Annotated in this window: 17 protein-coding genes; 14 read left to right on the forward strand and 3 right to left on the reverse strand. The window is 57.8% G+C overall.

Annotated elements, in window-relative coordinates:
* Nucleotides 1-30 precede the first annotated feature (30 nt).
* On the forward strand, nucleotides 31-2,322 hold the full coding sequence (opgB, locus tag WFK59_RS12185) for a phosphatidylglycerol--membrane-oligosaccharide glycerophosphotransferase (RefSeq protein ID WP_233985387.1): 2,292 nt from the start codon (nucleotides 31-33) through the stop codon (nucleotides 2,320-2,322).
* 218 nt (nucleotides 2,323-2,540) lie between these two features.
* Nucleotides 2,541-3,116, forward strand: coding sequence for a hypothetical protein (locus tag WFK59_RS12190; protein WP_336755884.1), 576 nt, complete (start codon nucleotides 2,541-2,543; stop codon nucleotides 3,114-3,116).
* 15 nt (nucleotides 3,117-3,131) lie between these two features.
* On the opposite strand, the gene WFK59_RS12195 is transcribed toward WFK59_RS12190, so the two are convergent.
* Entirely contained in the window at nucleotides 3,132-3,845 is a 714-nt protein-coding gene (locus tag WFK59_RS12195; RefSeq protein ID WP_336755885.1) for a GNAT family N-acetyltransferase, read from the reverse strand.
* Between the two features lie 100 nt (nucleotides 3,846-3,945).
* Between WFK59_RS12195 and pdxR the strand changes: the two genes are divergently transcribed.
* The gene (gene pdxR / locus WFK59_RS12200) at nucleotides 3,946-5,394 is read left to right on the forward strand and encodes a MocR-like pyridoxine biosynthesis transcription factor PdxR (protein WP_336755886.1); all 1,449 of its coding nucleotides are present in this window, start codon (nucleotides 3,946-3,948) and stop codon (nucleotides 5,392-5,394) included.
* Here pdxR and WFK59_RS12205 read toward each other — a convergent pair.
* Nucleotides 5,391-6,485, reverse strand: a complete 1,095-nt coding sequence (locus tag WFK59_RS12205) for a LacI family DNA-binding transcriptional regulator (RefSeq protein ID WP_336755887.1) — start codon at nucleotides 6,483-6,485, stop codon at nucleotides 5,391-5,393. The two genes, pdxR and WFK59_RS12205, sit on opposite strands and share 4 nt — an antisense overlap.
* 230 nt (nucleotides 6,486-6,715) lie before the next feature.
* Here WFK59_RS12205 and WFK59_RS12210 point away from each other — a divergent pair, with 230 nt between their 5' ends.
* The 4 genes from WFK59_RS12210 to WFK59_RS12225 all read left to right on the forward strand — a co-directional run bounded on the left by WFK59_RS12210 (nucleotide 6,716) and on the right by WFK59_RS12225 (nucleotide 10,276).
* Nucleotides 6,716-7,528: an ABC transporter substrate-binding protein gene (locus tag WFK59_RS12210; RefSeq protein WP_336755985.1), complete on the forward strand. Its 813-nt coding sequence runs from the start codon at nucleotides 6,716-6,718 to the stop codon at nucleotides 7,526-7,528.
* Between the two features lie 61 nt (nucleotides 7,529-7,589).
* On the forward strand, nucleotides 7,590-8,396 hold the full coding sequence (locus tag WFK59_RS12215; RefSeq protein ID WP_069728476.1) for an amino acid ABC transporter permease: 807 nt from the start codon (nucleotides 7,590-7,592) through the stop codon (nucleotides 8,394-8,396).
* Nucleotides 8,389-9,144, forward strand: coding sequence for an amino acid ABC transporter ATP-binding protein (locus tag WFK59_RS12220; protein WP_336755888.1), 756 nt, complete (start codon nucleotides 8,389-8,391; stop codon nucleotides 9,142-9,144). Before WFK59_RS12215 ends, WFK59_RS12220 begins: the two co-directional genes overlap by 8 nt.
* A 19-nt stretch (nucleotides 9,145-9,163) precedes the next feature.
* Nucleotides 9,164-10,276 carry an NAD(P)/FAD-dependent oxidoreductase gene (locus WFK59_RS12225; RefSeq protein ID WP_336755889.1) on the forward strand — a complete coding sequence of 371 codons (1,113 nt, stop codon included), beginning with the start codon at nucleotides 9,164-9,166 and terminating at the stop codon, nucleotides 10,274-10,276.
* A gap of 44 nt (nucleotides 10,277-10,320) precedes the next feature.
* Here the strand turns inward: WFK59_RS12225 and WFK59_RS12230 are convergent, their stop codons facing one another.
* Nucleotides 10,321-10,824, reverse strand: coding sequence for an RcnB family protein (locus WFK59_RS12230; RefSeq protein ID WP_233985393.1), 504 nt, complete (start codon nucleotides 10,822-10,824; stop codon nucleotides 10,321-10,323).
* A gap of 867 nt (nucleotides 10,825-11,691) precedes the next feature.
* On the opposite strand from WFK59_RS12230, the gene WFK59_RS12240 reads away from it, so the two are divergent.
* From WFK59_RS12240 to WFK59_RS12270, 7 genes are all read left to right on the forward strand, one after another.
* Nucleotides 11,692-12,360, forward strand: coding sequence for a YecA/YgfB family protein (locus WFK59_RS12240; RefSeq protein WP_336755890.1), 669 nt, complete (start codon nucleotides 11,692-11,694; stop codon nucleotides 12,358-12,360).
* A gap of 190 nt (nucleotides 12,361-12,550) precedes the next feature.
* Nucleotides 12,551-13,144 (forward strand): transcriptional regulator UhpA, encoded by a 594-nt coding sequence (gene uhpA, locus WFK59_RS12245; protein WP_336755891.1) that lies wholly within the window; start codon nucleotides 12,551-12,553, stop codon nucleotides 13,142-13,144.
* Nucleotides 13,141-14,640, forward strand: coding sequence for a signal transduction histidine-protein kinase/phosphatase UhpB (uhpB, locus tag WFK59_RS12250; protein WP_336755892.1), 1,500 nt, complete (start codon nucleotides 13,141-13,143; stop codon nucleotides 14,638-14,640). The genes uhpA and uhpB overlap by 4 nt, the downstream gene beginning before the upstream one ends.
* Before the next feature lie 9 nt (nucleotides 14,641-14,649).
* A complete protein-coding gene (locus WFK59_RS12255; RefSeq protein ID WP_336755893.1) occupies nucleotides 14,650-15,978 on the forward strand; it encodes an MFS transporter in 1,329 nt (442 codons plus the stop codon).
* Nucleotides 15,979-16,130: 152 nt separating this feature from the next.
* Nucleotides 16,131-17,522 carry a hexose-6-phosphate:phosphate antiporter gene (uhpT, locus tag WFK59_RS12260; RefSeq protein WP_233985398.1) on the forward strand — a complete coding sequence of 464 codons (1,392 nt, stop codon included), beginning with the start codon at nucleotides 16,131-16,133 and terminating at the stop codon, nucleotides 17,520-17,522.
* A gap of 684 nt (nucleotides 17,523-18,206) precedes the next feature.
* Entirely contained in the window at nucleotides 18,207-19,349 is a 1,143-nt protein-coding gene (locus tag WFK59_RS12265; protein ID WP_336755894.1) for a PAAR domain-containing protein, read from the forward strand.
* Complete coding sequence (locus tag WFK59_RS12270; RefSeq protein ID WP_336755895.1) at nucleotides 19,339-19,602, forward strand: hypothetical protein; 264 nt, start codon at nucleotides 19,339-19,341, stop codon at nucleotides 19,600-19,602. Before WFK59_RS12265 ends, WFK59_RS12270 begins: the two co-directional genes overlap by 11 nt.
* Nucleotides 19,603-20,248: the final 646 nt, after the last annotated feature.

Raw genomic sequence — 20,248 nt, forward strand, 5'->3', positions numbered from 1 at the left:
CGCGTACTCATATCAAGAGAGGATTTGCCGTTGTCCGAATTAGCGTCACTTGGGCTGTTTCTGGCCGCTATTGCTATCTATTCCTGTAAAGCCGGGCGTAACAAATTTTGGTTCTTCGTGGTGCTAATCCTGCTGGTGTTGTTTGTGGTGCTGAATGCGACGCTCTACGCCAGCAACTACTTCACCGGCGACGGCATCAATGATGCGGTGCTCTATACCCTGACCAACAGCCTGACCGGCGCAGGGGTCAGTAAATATGTGGTGCCGGGCATCGGGCTGATCATCGTGCTTTTTCTGCTATTCTGCCTGCTGTCGTGGATACTGCGACGGCGTGAACGGCCACACCATATCGGCTGGTCGCTGCTGGCGGTCGTCTGCGCGCTGGGTTCAGTGCAGACCACGCCTGCGTTTCGTCAGGTGACGTCGCTGATCGTATCGCATACCCAACTGGCTGACTCCGACTTCGACGCCTTTTATAAGGTGCCGCGTAACCGCATTGATCAGCCTCACCTCAACGTGGTTTACATCTACGGCGAAAGTCTGGAGCGCACCTATTTTGACCAGCACGCCTTTCCCGGCCTGGCACCTGAACTCAGCCGCCTGAAAGAGCAGAGCATCGACTTCAGCCAGACCGAGCAGCTGCCGGGTACCGACTACACCATCGCCGGTATGGTCGCCTCAATGTGCGGCATTCCGCTGTTTGCGCCGTTTGACGGCAATGCCTCAGCCTCACTCTCCAGCTTCTATCCGCAGAACGTCTGCCTGGGCGACATCCTGAAAAACTCCGGTTATCAGAACTGGTTTATTCAGGGCGCTGACCTGCGTTTCGCCGGTAAAGATGTGTTTCTGAAATCGCACGGCTTCGATCCGGCCAACCTGTATGGTGCGCAGGAGCTGAAAAGCCGCGTTGCCGATCCGACCTATCGCAATAACTGGGGTTACTATGACGATACGGTGATGGATGAAGTGTTTGAAAAGTATCAGGAACTGTCACAGGCCAATAAACCTTTTGCGCTGTTTACCCTGACGGTCGATACCCATCATCCCGACGGTTTTATCTCCCGCAGTTGTGAACGTAAGAGCTACAGTTTCGACGGTAAACCGAACCAGTCATTCAGCGCGGTCGCCTGTTCGCAGGAGCACGTCGCGCGGCTGATTGAGCGGATCAAAGCCTCGCCGTGGTTTAAGCAGACGGTGATTGTGGTCACCTCCGATCACCTGGCGATGAATAACACCGCCCATCAGTATCTGATTAAGCAGCCGCGTCACGATCTCTTTATGGTGATCCGCGGCGATAAACCGCAGGCGGAAGTGATTGATGCGCGCCGCAGTACGCTGGATAACGGCGCGACGCTGCTGGATATTCTCGGCGGCGACAACGCCATTGGCCTGGGTCGCAGCAGCCTGAGCAGCGTCTCGCTCTCGACCCAGTTTGACGATATGAAAACAAAGGTGACGAGCTGGAAGCCCGACATCATCCAGCTGTGGAATTTCCCGAAGATGATGGACAGCTTTACCGTTGATCAGACGAAGCATACCTTCAGCTTCTCGGGCACCACCTTTAAATTACCGATCCTGTTCCGCATCAGCGATAAGCACGTCGAGCCGATGCCGGAAGGCGAATATTCAGCGCCGCTGCGCTATCAGCTGGCCGATTTCACCTCGACCGATAAGTTTCTCTGGGTCGATCGCTGCTTCAAAATGGCGCGCCTGTGGCAGCCATCGCTGGCGCTGTCAGGGGATTTCTGTGTGGCCATGGGCCAGCTCGGCGCAACGCCCACGGTGACGCTTATCGATCAGCCACAGTGGAAAGGCAACGTGAAATTCCCGACCGCAGCCACCAGCGATGCGGCTTATCAGCGTAATCTGGCGCAGATCCGCATTGAGGATAATGACATTCGTTACAGCGCCGACAGCTTCAGGCTCGACGTGCCGGGTGCTCCCCAGAGCATCAAACGTTTTAGCGGCATCTCCCGACCGGAAAGCTGGGGCCGCTGGTCCAATGCCAATCTGGCACCGGAAGTGAAGATTGAGTACGTCGATCCGCTCCCCGCGAAGTTTGACCTGGTGATTACCGCCCGCGCCTACGGGGCTAATGCCCATCGCCAGATCCCGGTGCGGGTCGGGGATCAGCAGCAGCTGTTGTCGCTGGGTGAAACCGTCTCGACCCATACGCTGCATTTTGAAAACCCGACCGCCACGCATGAGCTGATCATTGCGCCGCCGGAACCGCAGCTGAGTAATATCGGCAATATTACCGGCCAGGACCCGCGCAAACTGGGCATTGGCATGGTGGAAATCAGGATCGTGCCGCAGTCGTAACCTCTGCTTTTTCTGATCTCCGTTGCAACATCACGCAGCGGAGATCGTCCCGCCCTCAACCTAAAATGTTGCGAGATCGCTCGCAACTCAATGCACGTTACTTGTTGAACTAATTGATACTTTCTGGCAGATCGCGCAAAATAACACCCGCTTTGTGGCACCCTTTGCTGGACCTGTCATCATGCCGCTATCACCGTATTGCCGAAGGAGAGGCAGAGATGACCCGCGCTATGATGAATACCCACAAAGCCTTCAAAGCCCTGCAGCGGGCAGGGATCGACGACCAGCAGGCGGAGGTGATGGTGGAGATCTTTACGGAGTTGCAGCAAGGGAAGCCGGGCGAGCAGAACGATAAACAACTCAGCCGCATTGAACGCAAAGTCGACCAGATCGATGAGCGTCTCGGCAACGTTGAACGCAAAGTCGACCAGATCGATGAACGTCTCGGCAACGTTGAGCGCAAAGTTGACCAGATCGATGAACGTCTCGGCAACGTTGAGCGTAAAGTCGACCAGATCGATGAACGTCTCGGCAACGTTGAGCGCAAAGTCGACCAGATCGATGAGCGTCTCGGACACGTTGAAAGGAAGGTCGATAAGCTGGGCAGCCGGTTTAATCAGCTTGACGTCAAAACCGATAAGCTGGATGCAGGCCTCATCAGCCTGACCCGGACAACAGAGATGCTCAGGGATGAAATGGTGACCGTTAAAAACGACATGCGCTGGGTTAAACGGCTGTTTATGGTGATGACCACCACCCTGCTGGTGGCGGCCATTAAAACCCTGTTTATCTGACTCTCCGGCAACCGGTCAGGGCCGCTCGCGCAAGGTTTCCAGCTTCTCGCGCTGTTGCCCTTCGGCAGTAAAGTTGTCGCTGGCCAGCCAGCGCTGCAGCCCCTTTTTCACCTGCGGCCATTCGCCATCAATGATCGACAGCCAGCTGGTATCGCGGCTGCGGCCCTTATAAACAATCGCCTGGCGGAAATCGCCTTCGTGCCGGAAGCCGAGACGTTCCGCCGCCCGGCGTGACGGTGCATTTAAGCTATCGCATTTCCACTCATAGCGGCGATAACCCAGCGTCTCGAAGGCGTAACGCATCAGCAGGTAATGGGCTTCTGTTGCCATTCGGGTCCGCTTCAGCTGCGGTGAAAATGCCACATGTCCGACTTCGATCACCCCATGCTCCGGCTGGATCCGCATCAACGCCAGGCTGCCTGCCGCCAGTCCGGTCGCAAGATCGATCACCGCGAAATGCAGCGGATCGCGACTGGCCTCCAGCTGCGCCGCGTGATCCTGCCACGCCTGCCGGTCATCAAACGGCCCGACGAACATATAGGTCCAGTCGCGACCCTCTTCCGCGGCGGCGTAGGCTTCGAACAGCGCCTCACCATGACGCGCCACGCTGAAGGGTTCAAGGCGGCAAACCTCGCCGCTGAAAACCTGTGGCTGGGGGAAAGGACGTGGTTGCCAGTCCGGCAATGGATGTCCGACTGGCTGACCATACTGATTAGTGTGTTGTGACATACCGCCTCCTGGCTTCCGATGATGTCTGCAGATTGCCACTATCCTGGTGGGTTAAAAAGTACCACAATGTTGGAAAATGATAGATCCACGGGAGCGCGCGATGAAAGCAGAGAGCCATCCTTTGTTGCTGGCACCGTTAACGCCAGCCGCCGGCACCACGCTGCAACAGCAGCTGTATCAGCGGATAAAACAGGGCATTTTACAGGGACAGCTGGTGGCTGGCGCGCTGTTACCCGCCACCCGACAGCTGGCCGCTGAGCTACAGGTGTCACGCAATACGGTGCTTAACGTCTGGACGCAACTGCAGGCGGAAGGCTACCTGATGAGCGATCGACAGGGCAGCCGCGTCAGCCTGCTGGCGTTACCCACTGCCCGGCCGGATGACGACGAATTAGCCCAGTGGCCGCTGGCAAAACGGCTGGCTGCCCTTCAGCTCAGCCAGCGTTTCGATACCGGTACACTGCCGCTGCGTCCCGGCATCCCGGCGCTGAACCATTTCCCGCTGACCGCGTGGCGTCGGGCACTGAATCATGTGCTGAACCACACGCCACCGCGCCAGCTGGGCTATGGCGATCCGCTGGGTGATCCTGAACTGCGTGCCGCGCTGGCACAGCAGTTACGCATCACGCGCGGTGTACGATGTGACGCCGGACAGATTGTGATTACCGAAGGGGCACAGCAGGCGCTGACGCTGTGTGTCACCCTGCTGAGCGATCCGGGCGATTATGGCTGGGTTGAAGATCCGGGCTATCGCGGGGCCAAAGCGGCAATGCAGGCTGGCGATCTGCGGCTGGTTCCGATCCCGATCGATCAGCAGGGCCTGGCGCCGCAGCCGCAACACTGGCAACAGACGCCACCGCGCCTGATCTACACCACACCGACCCATCAGTACCCCACCGGCGCGGTAATGAGCGCCGCCCGGCGGCTGGCGCTGATTGCGGCCGCACGGCAGCAGCAGGCGTGGATTATCGAAGATGATTATGACGGCGATTTCCGGCACCACGGCGAGCCGATTACCGCCATGCAGGGGATGACCGATAATGCGCCGGTGATCTACCTCGGCTCCTTCAGCAAGACGCTGTTCCCTGCCCTGCGTATCGGTTTTATGGTGCTGCCCGCCCCGCTGGTCAGCAATCTGCGACCGGCGCTGCATCAGCTGCTGCGCGGTGGTAATCCGCTGGAGCAGCAGGCGCTGGCGCGCTTTATTCTCAGCGGCGACTACAGCCGACACCTGAGTAAGATGCGCCGCCTCTATCGGCAGCGTCAGACGCTGCTGCGCAGCGAGCTGCAGCAGGCGGCGGGCCAGCCGATCCCCTTACTGGGCGGCGACAGCGGGATGCATCTGGTGCTGCCGCTTGATGCGGCTCAGGACGATACAGCCATTGTCCGCCAGCTGCTTCAGGCAGGTTATGCGCCCGCCGCGCTCTCTACCTTTTATCTGACTGAACCGGCGCAGTGTGGTTTAGTGATGGGCTACGGCAACAGCAGCCGTTCGCAGATCGGCGCGGCGGTGCGTCAGCTACGCCGGTTACTGGGCTGGCCGGATTAACGTCTGGCGCGTGGCTCACTGTCGCTGGCCGGAGCAGCAATCGATTCCCGCAGTATCAGCCGGGCATCAAAGCGCGGCATCGGACCGGCCGCTTCGCCACGAATTTCGGCAATCAGCCGGCGTGCCGCTTCACGCCCCATCTCGTACACCGGTTGCGCCACCACCGTCAGCGGCGGCGTCACTATCTCGCTCCATGGAAAGTTGTCATACATCACGAAGGAGAGATCCTCCGGGATGCGCAGCCCGCGCTGCGTCACTTCACGCAGCAGCCACATCGCTACCACGCTGTCAGAGGCCACCAGCGCGCTGGGTGGCTGCGGGCGCTGCCACAGCTCAGCCACGATGCGGGCGATCTGCGCTTCATCCAGCGCATTCACTTTTACCAGCGACGGATCAAATTCCACTCCCGCCGCGGCAAACGCCTGCATCATGCCACCGACGCGCTGGGCAACCGGCGTCAGGCCAAAATCAGCTGGCGCACGGTAGTCACCGGTCAGCGCCATGCTGGTGACATAGGCGATATGACGATGGCCGGCCTGTAGTAACCTGCTGGTGGCGTCAGCCGCCACTTCGGTGAATTCACAACAGATCGCTTCGACATCAAGGCCGTTAACTGCACGATCGAACAGTTTCAGCGCCCGACCCTCTTCCAGCACCTGCATCAGATGGCTGTTTTGATCGCGCTCTGAACAACTGGGGGCCACGATAATGCCGTCGACCCGCTTCTCCAGCATCACCCGCACTGCATCCTGTTCAGCCTGCAGCTTTTCGTCGCTGTTGCTGAGCAGCAGATGATAACCGGCGGTACGCGCCACATCCGCCATGCCGCGCAGGGCGAGGCCGAAGTGGGGATTTTCAATATCCCCGACAATCACACCGATGGTGTTAGAGCGCCCGGTATTCATGCTGCGCGCCAGCTCATTCGGACGGTAGCCCAGTGCGGCAGCGGCGCTGTTTACCCGCGCCTGCACCTCATCACTGACCGCGCCATAGCCCCCTAGCGCACGCGCCGCCTGGGCCTTGGAAACCTTTGCCGCGCGCGCCACATCCGCCACGGTGGGTGCTTTAGAACGTAATTTCTGGCTGGTCATAATTATTTTGAATCACAGGTTGATGACAGGAAGATTGACGCCGAAAAAAGGCTGTGCTTAAACTCATTGTAACCCCTTGAGACCGGTCTCACAACGCCCACGTCCACAAGGTGTCACCTGCGTTGAGACCGGTCTCAAAAATAATCACCGGCTCAACAGTCTCTGATGTTTAAACCTGCAAAAACGGATGAGCTATGAAATCGCAAACCAAAACGGGCAAACGGCCTGGCATGCTGTTCGGCACTGTGTTCAGCAAGACGTTCAGCACCCTGCTCGCACTCTGTGCACTTTCGTTCTCTACGCTGGCTGCCAGCGATGACAATCCCTACGGCCTGATCGAACCGGGCCAGCTACGCGTCGCCAGCGTCGGCGATTCCAGACCTTATACCTTCACCGATGCCAGCGGTCAGTTCACCGGCTTTGACGTCGAATTCTTTAAAAATGTCGCCCATCGCATGGGAATCGATAAGGTCGATTTTGTCGGTCAGGACTTCTCCGCCATCATGCCGGCGGTCGCCAACGGTCAGTATGATGCGGCGGTCGCGGCGATCGGCATCACCCCGGCACGGGAAAAAACCGTCGATTTCTCTACTGGCTATCTGGCGGGCTTTCTCACCGTGCTGACCCGCAGCGACAGCGGCGTGAAGAATGTCGCCAGTCTGGCAAAACGGCGGCTCGGTGTAGTTCAGGGCACACTGCAGGAGAACTACGCGGTCGAACACTTCACCCAGACCGACATCGTGCGCTTCCCGGATAACAACAGCGCGGTCTCGGCGCTCAATAATGGCACGCTCGACGCCATCTTCCTCGACTATGAGGCCGCCAAAAGCTACGCCGACCGCTTCAAGCTGGTCTCTGCTGCCGATATCCCCTCTTTTGATGCCCCAGCCGGTATCGCCATCGCCAAAGGCAAACCTGCCTTTAAGGCCGCACTGGACAGCGCCATTAAAGCGGCGATGCAGGACGGCACCTGGCAGCGGCTCTATCAGAAGTGGTTCCCCGGCTCGCCAATGCCCAAACAGTATCTGCCTGGCGGTCAGTAAAGCGGCGGACGTTCGCGTCCTGAGTTAACCGGGGAATGCCCCGCACTGCATGGAGACGGCGATGGACTTGCTCACGATTCTTTCCCGCACCTTCTTTGATTTTTCCTCAATGAGGGAAGTACTGCCGCAGATGCTGACCACCGGGCTGGTGAATACGGTGATTATCTCGCTGGCGGCCACCCTGCTTGGCACATTGTTTGGCCTGCTGTTGGCGCTGATGGGCATTTCGCCCTCTCGCTGGCTGCGCCTGCCCGCCCGGCTGTATACCGATCTGTTTCGTGGTCTGCCGTCGATTCTGACCATCCTGCTGATTGGTCAGGGCCTGGCGCGATTCAGCTATCAGCTGTTCGGTCCGACGCCTTACCCGCTGGGGATCTTCGCCCTCAGCCTGATTGCCAGCGCCTACATGGGAGAGATTTTCCGCGCCGGCATTCAGAGCGTCGAACGCGGCCAGATGGAAGCCTGTCGCGCGCTGGGGATGAGCTATGGCCGGGCGATGCGGCTGGTGGTGATCCCGCAGGGGATCCGCCGGGTGCTGCCCGCCATCGTCAATCAGTTCATCGCCATCATTAAAGACTCGTCGCTGGTCTACCTGCTGGGGCTGATGACCCAGCAGCGTGAGCTGTTTCGCGTCGGTCAGGATGCGGCGGTGCTGACCGGCAATCTGTCGCCGCTGATGCTGGCCGGGCTGTTCTATCTGATCATCACCGTGCCGCTGACGCACATGGTCAACTACGTGGATGTGCGTTACCGCACCGGCCGCCGTCGCCTGACCGCGCCACAAAGTGGTTTAAAAGAGGTGGAGGAAGTCAGACGGCCCAACGGCGCGCTGGCCACTCACCCGCTGACCGGAGGCAACCATGAATAACCGCTCAACCAGCGCCAGCTGGCACGGAGCCAGCCTGGAGCTGCGCGATCTGACCCTCGCCTATGGCCCGATTGAGGTGCTGCGTAACGTCTCGCTGCGAGTCGCGCCTGGCAGCACTACCTGCATTATCGGGCCATCCGGCTCGGGCAAATCGACCCTGCTGCGCGGTATTAACCGGCTGCATGAACCGAAATCGGGCGATGTGCTGCTGGCCGACCAATCGGTACTGCGCGACAAACCGGACGCACTGCGGCTGCGGATTGGCATGGTGTTTCAGCACTTCAACCTGTTTCCCGATCACAGCGCGCTGGAGAACGTGGCGCTGGCCCCGTGGCGCGTTAAAGGCTTGCCCAAAGCGCAGGCGATGGCGATTGCCCGTCAGCGGCTGGAAGAGGTTGGTCTGGGTCCGCGCGCCGATCACCGGCCACGCGATCTCTCCGGCGGCCAGCAGCAGCGGGTGGCGATTGCCCGCGCGCTGGCGATGGATCCGGAGGTGATGCTGTTTGATGAGGCGACCTCGGCGCTCGATCCCGAACTGGTGAAAGGCGTGCTGACGCTGATGGCCGATCTCTGTCGTCGCGGCATGACGATGGTGGTGGTAACGCATGAAATGGGCTTTGCGCGCAAAGTGGCGGATCAGGTGGTGTTTATGGACGAAGGCGAGATTGTCGAAGCCGGGCCGCCAGCCGCTATTTTCGATGCGCCGCAGTCGCCGCGCCTGCAACGTTTTCTCTCTGAAGTGCTGTAACTGAGTAAGGAACCTGATAATGGCGGTAAAAACTGAAATGAAAGTGGTGGTGCTGGGCGGTGGCGTGCTGGGCGTATCGACGGCGCTCGAGCTGGCGAAACGCGGGGCAGCGGTAACCTTAGTGACCGAAGCCGCGCTCTGCTCCGGCGCCTCAGGACGCTCGCTGTCGTGGCTCAACTCAGCGGGCGAGCGGTCGAAACCTTATCATGCGCTACGCATGGCTGGCATCGATCGCTATCGCACCCTGTTTGCCCGGCATCCGACACTCGACTGGCTGCGGTTTGACGGCGGGATCTGCTGGTCGGACAGTGACGTTACCGCGACGGAGGCGCGCCACGCCTATGAAAAAGCCCACGGCTACGATTCACAGCTGATCACGGCTGAAAACGTGGCGCAGGCGGATGCCGCGGTCGATCCCGATGCGCTGGCGGCCCAGGCAATATTTAATCCCGGTGAAGGCTGGGTCAGCCTGCCGCATCTGGTGGATTATCTGGTCAATCAGTTCCGCGCACTGGGCGGCGAAGTGGTAGAACACGCAGGTAAAGCCAGCGTGATCACCGATCGGGGCCGGGCCTGCGGCATTCGTAGCGATAAAGGCGAGCTGCGCGCCGATGCGGTGCTGGTTGCCTGCGGTCCCTGGACGCCGGATGTGGTGGCACCGCTCGGTGTGACTATCCCCAACGGCTCGCCGGTTTCGATGCTGGTGATCACCGAACCATCCGCCCAGCCGCTGAAAGCGGTGCTGAACACCCCGCGCGCCGCGGTTCGTCCCAATCCTGGCAACCGTTTTGCGCTCGATCACGACTGGTATGAAGCTGATATCCAGCCGCTGGCCGACGGGGAATACCGGATTGATGAGCAGGTGGTGGCGCAGTTGGCGCAGGAAGCCAGCCGGTTACTGCGTGGCTATCGGCCGCTCAAAGCTGAGAGCTGGAAGATTGGACTCAAGCCGATTCCGGGCGATGGCGATCCGGTGCTGGGTGAACTGCAAAAGGTGCCGGGCTGTTACGTGGCGTTCAGCCACTCCGGTGCCACGCTGGCGCTGATTGTCGGGGAATTACTGGCGGACGAGATGGTCAGCGGCGAAAAACATCCGATGCTGGCCAGCTTTGGTGCGGAGCGTTTCAGCTAAAAAAAAGCCGGTCGTGCTGACCGGCTGATTTTTGATCCGCTGTTTTAACCGCGGAAGAAGATGTCGCCCGATTTCCCCATGACAATTTTGCCGGTGTCATTGGTGATCAGGATGTAATTGGCGTTGATGTAGGCCCAGTGGGTATTCTCCTGCGGCGCCGGCAGATTACGTTTTTGCCACTCAACGATGGTGTAGGTTTTATCGGTGTATTTCTCTGGCACCGTATCGCCGACTTTATACTCTTTGTAGTCGATGATGATGGTGTTGAGATCGTAGTTCGGTTGTCCGCCATTGGATGGCGACGGCGTGGTCGGCGTAATGCCATCGTTCGATTGTGAGCTGGACGGCGCCTGCGTCTGCGCCGCACCGGCATCCGGCTGAGCGTTAGCGGCATCGGGCTGCGGTTGGGTTGCAGGATTGGCGGGCTGAATCTGTGGCGGCGGCGGAACGGTATCCGTTGCTTCACCGGCGGCCTGCACTGCAGGGATCAGGCTCAGCGAGCCAACCAGTAATCCCATTGAGAAAAGTACACGTTGAGTCCTGCGCATAATGATTTCCACGTTAAATTGATTTTAGTGACAGTAGACAGGCTAAAGACACTCTTTATAGCGAGTCAGTTCCCCTCTCGTCAAAGCTAAGTGTAAGGAAAGACGACGCTATTCGCTTCACCGCGCACCGGTTACTGTCCGACCACTCTATCCTTAGTTGCCTGATCGACCAACAACGTAATGCCTGAATCGCTGCTCCATTTTGCAGCACCATAATCGCAATCCCATTGGCGCTATCGTAGCCGATAAAGCTGGCATAGCCGCCAATGTAGCCAGCGACTGGATATTCGGATGGAAGCGTTGACGCAAAATGTAGCCGGGCAGCGCCTAGCCGGAATTGGAGTAATGCGGCCACGCACCGCCGCCGCAGAGAAATCGGCGAGATAATCGAGCAGCGTATCGCTGTCGGGCGTAACCGGATAGCGGTGCAGCCGATCGGGCACGCCATAGGCGTAAATTGTGCCGGGCCGCGAGGCTCCGAATGAGAGCAGGCTACAGCAGGATCAGCGATCGGAGCCTGCGGCTGTGCGCTGTCCTCCCGCGGCGTGACGTCCTCATCTGGCGGGAGAAAAAGTCTGTTCTCATTTTTTATTATAATAATCAGTCAATTAATTTGATCAGTCGTTTAACAAACCCGATTTTGCGCAAAATGTCTTACAAAGCAGCCAGCGGCTATAGTGCACTCAACCGGTTAAAAGTGGCACTCAACGCGGATTCACAGCCGCCGCGTCGGGGTTATCGCCTGCCCGGAAAAAAGCCCGTCAGACCGCAGGTAAGCTGTGTTGCGGCGCGCAAGGGTGTACACTGCTGCGGCTTTATGGCGTGAACGCCGTGCTCACATTTTTGAAATGCCCGGGAGGCAACCGCATGAAAGAAGGCCCACTGTCCGAGAAAGAGCTGCAATGGCTGGAAGATATGCTGGAAAAATATGGCAGCGAAGCGTCGATTCTTGATGTCTCTGAACTGGATGGCCTGCTGACCGCGGTGCTGTCCGGCCCGACCACTGTCGAACCGAGCAAATGGCTGGTGGCGCTGTGGGGTGGCGAGAAGCGGATCCCAAAATGGAGCAACGAACGTGAGATGACACGTTTTATGGAGCTCTGTTTTCAGCACATGAATGACGTGGCTGACCGGCTCTCTGAGTTTCCTGAGCAGTTCGAACCGCTGTTTGGCATCCGTGAGATGGAAGGTCTGGAATTTACTGTGGTTGAAGAGTGGTGCTTCGGCTACATGCGCGGCGTGTCGCTGACCGACTGGTCTGCCCTGCCGCAGGATCTGCAACCGGCGCTGGATGCCATCGCCCTACACGGCGTGGAAGAGAACCTCGAAAAACTGGATGCGATGACGCCGGACGAGATGGAAGCCAGCATTGAGGCGATCCGCCCGGCTGCGCTGGCGCTGCACGATCATTGGATCTCCCAGCCCGAAGCGGTGCCGGAGCCTCAGAAGCCGATCTCAGTAGAAAAACTGCCTGGCCGCAACGATCCCTGCCCGTGCGGCAGCGGTAAAAAATATAAGCAGTGCTGCCTGCATTAATTCATCACTGGCCGGAGCGGGATCGCCGCCCGGCCTGCCTCGCCCGACGATCCTGCCGCTGCGCTGACGATCGCCCCGATCCCACCAGCATCAACATCCCGCCACCGCTGGCACGCCAGACTGCTCACGACTTGAACAGCCATGCGCTTATCGCTAAGGTAAGCGCGAATTTTCCCGCCAGGAACGCATTATGATTACCATCGCGCTTATTGACGATCATCTTATCGTCCGCTCCGGGTTTGCCCAGTTGCTGGGGCTGGAACCCGATTTTCAGGTTGTGGCCGAGTTTGGATCGGGCCGTGATGCGCTGGCGGGTTTACCGGGACGCGGCGTACAGGTTTGCATTTGCGACATCTCAATGCCCGATCTCTCCGGACTGGAGCTGCTGAGCCAGCTGCCCGCGGGCTTAGCCACCATCATGCTGTCGGTACACGACAGTCCGGCACTGGTCGAACAGGCGCTTAACGCCGGCGCGCGCGGTTATCTCTCCAAACGCTGTCGTCCCGATGAGCTGATCGCCGCGGTGCGCACGGTTTCCGCCGGTGGCTGTTACCTGACGCCGGAGATCGCGCTCAGGCTGGCCGCCGGTCGTCAGGACCCGCTGACCCGCCGCGAACGCCAGGTGGCCGAGAAACTATCGCAGGGGATGCCGGTAAAAACCATTGCAGCCGAGCTGGGGCTGTCGCCCAAAACCGTTCACGTTCATCGCGCCAACCTGATGGAAAAACTCGGCGTCAGCAACGACGTCGAGCTGGCGCGCCGCATGTTTGACGGCTGGCAATGACGCCGCTTCTGTCGCGGCTGATATCGGTGGCCGCCAGCGTCTGCATCTTCTCGGCGGCCTGGTTCTGCCTGTGGAGCATCAGCCTGCATCTGGTGGAACGACCCGAGCTGGCGGTGCTGCTGTTTCCGTTTGGCCTGCGGCTGGGGCTGATGCTGCAGTGTCCGCGCGGTTACTGGCCGGTACTGCTGGTCAGCGAGTGGCTGCTGCTGATCTGGCTGTCGCACGAAGTCGCGCTGGCCCATCTGCCACTGCTGATGCTCGGCGGCGTGCTGACATTGCTGCCGGTGGCGCTGATCTCCCGTTACCGCCACCAGCGCGACTGGCGCACGCTGCTGCGTCAGGGTGCCGCGCTGATCGCCGCCGCACTGCTGCAATCGCTGCCGTGGGCCGGTCAGCAGGAGGTGCTGAACGCCCTGCTGTTGACGCTCACCGGCGGGCTGACGCTGGCTCCGACCTGCCTGGTTATCTGGCACTATCTCACCCGCACCCGCTGGCAGCCCCTGGGCCCGGCGCTGGTCTCCCAGCCGGTTTACTGGCGCGCCCGGCACCTGATCGGGTATCTGCTGCTGTTTATCATCAGCCTGGGATTGCAGCTTGGCCTGCCGGCGGAGCTGTCGCGCTTTACGCCGTTTTGTCTGGCGCTGCCGATTATCGCGCTGGCGTGGCACTACGGCTGGCAGGGTGCGCTGATCGCCACCCTGATGAACGCCATTGCCCTGATTGCCAGCCAGACCTGGCATGATCATCCGGTCGATCTACTGCTGTCGCTGCTGGCGCAAAGCCTGACCGGGCTGCTGCTGGGTGCCGGTATCCAGCGGCTGCGTGAGCTTAATCAGTCGCTGCAGCATGAGCTGGCGCGCAACCGGCGGCTGGCTGAACGTCTGGTGGAGACCGAAGAGAGCGTACGCCAGGAGGTGGCGCGTGAGCTGCACGATGACATCGGCCAGACCATCACCGCGATCCGTACCCAGGCGGGCATCGTCCAGCGGCTGGCGCCCGATAATGGCCGGGTGATCCAGAGCGGCGCGCACATCGAGCAGCTGTCGCTGGGCGTGTACGATTCGGTGCGGCGGCTGCTGGGACGGTTACGACCGCGTCAGTTAGACGATCTCTCGCTGGAGCAGGCAGTCCGCTCGCTGATGCGCGAGATGGAACTCGACGATCGCGGCATCGTCAGCCATCTCGACTGGCACGTCGATGAGAGCCTGCTCAGCGAAGGCCAGCGCGTCACGCTGTTTCGCGTCTGCCAGGAAGGCCTGAACAATATCGTGAAGCACGCCAGCGCCCGTGCGGTAACGCTCAAAGGCTGGCAGCAGGATGAACGGGTGATGCTGGTGATTGAAGATGATGGCTGCGGCCTGCCGTCCGGTTCCGGCCAGCAAGGTTTTGGCCTGGCCGGGATGCGCGAACGGGTAACCGCGCTGGGCGGCACGCTGGCGATATCCTGTACCCACGGCACCCGCGTCAGCGTCCATTTGCCGCTGCGTACGGTGTGAGGAGTGAATGTGTTTAGCTTTCTGAAAACCCCGGCCAACGCCGTGCCGCTGCAGGATAAAGCGGAGATCGATCGCCGCTATCGCTACTGGCGACGACACATCATGATGACCATCTGGCTGGGCTACGCGCTGTTCTATTTTACCCGCAAAAGTTTCAACGCCGCGGCTCCGGAGATCCTCGCCAGCGGCGTGATGACCCGCACCGATATCGGCCTGCTGGCAACGCTGTTTTACATCACCTACGGCCTGTCGAAATTTTTCTCCGGCATCGTCAGCGACCGCTCCAACGCCCGCTACTTTATGGGGCTGGGGCTGATTGCCACCGGGGTGGTAAACATCCTGTTCGGCTTCTCCACCTCGCTGTGGGCCTTTGCCCTGCTGTGGGCGGTTAACGCCTTTTTCCAGGGCTGGGGTGCGCCGGTCTGCGCCCGCCTGCTGACCGCCTGGTATTCGCGTAACGAGCGCGGCGGCTGGTGGGCGTTGTGGAACACCGCGCACAACGTCGGCGGCGCCCTGATTCCGATGATGATCGGGGCGGTGGCGCTGCACTACGGCTGGCGCAGCGGGATGATGGTGGCGGGCGGATTAGCGATTCTGGCTGGTCTGTTTCTCTGCTGGCGACTGCGCGATCGGCCTCAGACCGTTGGCCTGCCGGAGGTCGGCGACTGGCGGCAGGATGAGATGGAGATGGCGCAGCAGCAGGAAGGCGCGGGCCTGAGCCGCAAAGCGATCCTCACCCACTACGTGCTGCTGAACCCTTACATCTGGCTGCTGGCGCTGTGTTACGTGCTGGTTTACGTGGTGCGCGCGGCGATCAACGACTGGGGCAACCTCTATATTTCAGAGACGCTGGGCGTCGATCTGGTGACCGCCAATTCGGCGGTGACGATGTTTGAGCTGGGCGGATTTATCGGCGCGCTGGTGGCCGGCTGGGGATCGGACAAGCTGTTTAACGGCAACCGCGGCCCGATGAACCTGATTTTCGCCGCCGGGATCCTGCTGTCGGTGGGATCGCTGTGGCTGATGCCGTTCACCAGCTACGTGATGCAGACGGCGTGCTTTTTCACCACCGGCTTCTTTGTCTCGGGTCCGCAGATGCTGATTGGCATGGCGGCGGCCGAGTGTTCTCACAAGGATGCGGCGGGTGCGGCGACCGGCTTTGTCGGACTGTTCGCCTATCTTGGCGCGTCGCTCTCCGGCTGGCCGCTGGCATGGGTGATCGACAGCTGGCACTGGAGCGGCTTCTTTGCGGTGATTGCGATTGCGGCCGGGATCTCCGCGCTGCTGCTGCTGCCATTTCTCAATGCGCAGGCACCGCGTCCGGTCGACGAAGCGTGATGCGCCTCTCTTTTTTGCCGCATATCGGGCAAAACTAAGACATTTTCCTGGTTTCGCCTGGCGGCTGTCTCAGGCCAGGCGGGCGGCTGATTTTTACAATGCCAGCCATTCGCTGCCCGTTGCAGCTTTTCCAACCAGGAGAACCCCCATCCATGCTGGCCTTTCTTAATCAGGTGCGCAAACCGACCCTGGACCTGCCGCTCGACGAGCGGCGCAAGCTGTGGTTCAGACCCTTTATGCAGTCCTATCTGGTGGTGTTTATCGGCTACCTGACCATGTATCTGATCCGCAAAAACTTCAACATTGCGCAGAACGACATGATCACCACCTACGGGCTGAGCATGACGCAGCTGGGGATGATCGGCCTCGGCTTCTCGATCACCTACGGCGTGGGTAAAACGCTGGTCTCCTATTACGCCGATGGTAAAAACACCAAGCAGTTCCTGCCGTTTATGCTGATCCTGTCGGCCATCTGTATGCTCGGCTTCAGCGCCAGCATGGGTACCGGATCGGTCAGCCTGTTTCTGATGATTGCGTTTTATGCTTTAAGCGGATTCTTCCAGAGTACCGGCGGCTCCTGCAGCTACTCCACCATCACCAAATGGACCCCGCGCCGCAAGCGTGGCACCTATCTGGGAATGTGGAACATCTCGCACAACCTCGGCGGTGCCGGTGCGGCTGGCGTGGCGCTGTTTGGTGCCAATTATCTGTTCGACGGCCATGTGATAGGGATGTTTATCTTCCCGTCGATCATCGCGCTGATTGTTGGCTTTATCGGTCTGCGTTTCGGCAGTGATTCACCGGAGTCCTATGGGCTGGGCAAAGCCGAAGAGCTGTTTGACGAAGTGCTGAGCGAAGAGGATCAGGAAGCCGAAGATGAGTCGATGACTAAATGGCAGATCTTTGTTGAGTACGTGCTGAAAAACAAAGTGATCTGGCTGCTCTGCTTCGCCAACATCTTCCTCTATGTGGTGCGCATCGGCATCGATCAGTGGTCAACCGTCTATGCGTTTCAGGAGCTGAAGCTCTCTAAAGAGGTGGCGATTCAGGGCTTTACCCTGTTTGAGGTCGGCGCGCTGGTCGGCACGCTGCTGTGGGGCTGGTTATCCGATCTGGCCAACGGTCGTCGCGGGCTGGTGGCCTGTGTGGCGCTGGCGCTGATTATCGCCACGCTGGGGATCTATCAGCATGCCAGCAACCAGTATATCTATCTGGCCTCGCTGTTCGCGCTCGGCTTTCTGGTGTTTGGTCCGCAGCTATTAATCGGCGTCGCCGCGGTCGGCTTTGTGCCGAAAAAAGCCATCGGCGCAGCGGATGGCATCAAAGGCACCTTCGCCTATCTGATTGGTGACAGCTTCGCCAAACTGGGCCTGGGCATGATCGCCGACGGCACGCCGATATTCGGCCTGACCGGCTGGGCCGGCACCTTTGCCGCGCTGGATGCTGCCGCTATCGCCTGTATCACTCTGATGGCGATGGTAGCGGTAATGGAAGAGCGCAAAATCCGCCGCGAGAAACGGCTGCAGCGGCTGAAGATGGCGTGATGTTGGGTATTTGATAGGTGCCGTATACTCTGACTTCGAGCCTGCTTTATGCAGGCTTTTTTGTCGGTTTCAGCGGGAAAGCGCTATCTATCACGATTAAAACGGGGTGACGATACCTTGTGCTACGGCCATTCGCTCTTTGCTATGCTGTATCAAACGCATCCACGCTTGTGGGCGTAGCGTTACCTCAACAGTTTTACCTCGTCGCCCTTCCCCTCAAAGAACACGCAAACAATATCCCCGACGAATGCCACACAGATCACTCTGGTATTAAGTCACAAACATGAGACAGACAACGCGGAGATAGGCATATACGAAAACGCCTCCAGAATGGAGACCGTGGAGATTAAACCGTCGCAGCAGTGCAAGCACATCTGGAGATTTGGAAAAGATTAACCGCTATTGCTGATTGTTACGCAACGCAGTTTCTCTTAAATCTGATACTTATTGCGCATGTGGTTATTGTTTGTAAAATGAACAGTGTGATTATTTTTATAACAAGTAAAGGGACTTATGAAACAGTACTCCAATAAACTTACTCCATCAGTTGCCCTCGCAGGAAGCCAGCTTGATAACGGTGATGTGATTATTAGTACCCCCTCCTTTGTCAGTCAGACAATAGCCCTGCAACACCAGCCAATTTTCTTGCTCCAGCAGCACTCGGATAAATAAGGAGTCCAGAAAATGGCTACAGGCTTTTGGATAGTAAAGGGCGATAAAACAACATGCGGGGGATCGGTACTGACTGGACACCCGAAAGGGAAGCTGATTGGCCCAAATAAAAACAGACAGGCAACAGTAGGCTGTCAGGTATCCTGTGGCAAACACCCAGGCATCTACAGTGTCGATGGTGGATACCCTGGCGAAGACATTCACGGGAAGTTAGCCGCCAGTACGCTCTACAGCCGCTCAACCTGTCCGTGTAAGGCTTTTTTCATCCCTGCCCATACTTTTATGCGGCACGGCCCTTACCAGCCACCAGCAAAAACAACATCTGCACTTGTGGCAATTAAAGCAGTATCAGAACCAGTACAGCACGCACAAGTCGCGAAGAGGCAAAATAGATTTGCTGAAACCTGTAGGCCAGAAGAAAACCAGCTACTGAACGGCGTTTACATCTGGACTGAAACGACAAGTGCAGGTCACGCTTTCGTTTCGGTGCATGAAAATAACCGCATCTACCTCTACACCTATGGTCGCTATGGACGCACTGCTAAAAGTACTTTTACCGGCGATGGAATTTTAGACTTTTTCCAGGATGAAGATGCGCGTAATTATTACCGATATGAACTTTATGAAATGGGTGCTCGCGTTTTCCACATTGATGATGCTGAGCCTAAAATAACCCGTAAATTCTTCGAAAACCTGTGGAATGGCGGTGTAACACCCATTCAAACGCTAAACATGCAAGACGCTACAAAGCGAAGGGGGCGCACGATTGATAAGTATGATGTAACTGGTAGCAACTGTACCACCCACTCAGTCGAAGGGATCAAGTATGCTGGCTCAAAGGTATTCGAAAACAGTTACACATCTATGACTACACAGCTACCAATCGAGATAAAAGAAGATTTCACTATTCCGCTATCACTGCAAAATTATCTTGTAGCAAAGAGTGCAGACTTCTCTTCAATGCTCGTTGTCGAAATGACTAACACATTCAAACAGCAGTATCCAAACAGCGAGAACAAAAGCCCTCAACCAATGGGTGACAGTGCAAAAATTCAACAAGCTGCTGCCGATTCCGCAGCTGTTGCTGGATCAATATCTCCATACTCAGGCGGTACAATAGGCGGCTCATTGGGAAGCACTTACGATGATGAATAAGAAGTTCTGGATCAGGTGGGTGAGTATCGCGCTGATCTGCGTAGCGTATTACGTTATCGTGCTTTATTTCGATCTGGTCTTCGCTCTTAACTTTTCAGAGACAATGAGCCAGGGTGGAGAATTTACACCTTCTCAATACCTCTGGTTTGTTAAGGAGCTATCGCAAAATCACTCTGATTCGGCTTCAGCCTCTATTATTGGTTTCGCTGTCTGCGTCCCTCTGATCCTGCTCATATTCAAGAAAGTGAGATGATCGCCAATGGCTGGAGAGATCCAGCCTTTCTCCTTCATCCTGGTTTCAGACAATAGAAGCCATAAAGCACCGTGATGGATATATCAACGAAAGCGCCGTAGGCGGAGCATCAAGGGTTTTAACAGTTAACCGCTCTTATAGAGTACCGTTCATTTTATAGCTCGGTGAGCACCACGGCAGAGCCAGATCTTTTCCCGCTCTGGTTAGACTTTCCAACATTTGCTCGTTTATCCCTGGCGTGTTATCACGGCAGGCTGTAACGGGATATCGCGCTAAGTGTGAAACGGTTAAAAATTTGTGGTATAGATTTCAGGGACAGGGGCACATCTTCCCGCTTCAAAGGAAAAAGCTGTACAAGGTTGAGCCAGGTAACTACTTGCACTGCGTCAGGACGTTGTGAAAGTCATTTACAAATCACAGTGGTTTCAGTAATTAATGAAGGATTGATATTTCTTACCCGTAAATTAGATAGGCTTTTCAAATTAACCTATTTATAGGAAAAAAGTGAGAAGGCCGGCCTCGCATATGATACATAACCTCACGATTTTATATGATCAGTAAAAAATACTATTCTGGTGTACCAACATAGATACCAACACGTAAATTTATTGACTTTCGGCATCGTACCCAAGCAAACATGCCAAGG

It is taken from the genome of Pantoea sp. USHLN298 (assembly GCF_037149395.1).
Classification (GTDB): Bacteria; Pseudomonadota; Gammaproteobacteria; order Enterobacterales; family Enterobacteriaceae; genus Pantoea; species Pantoea astica.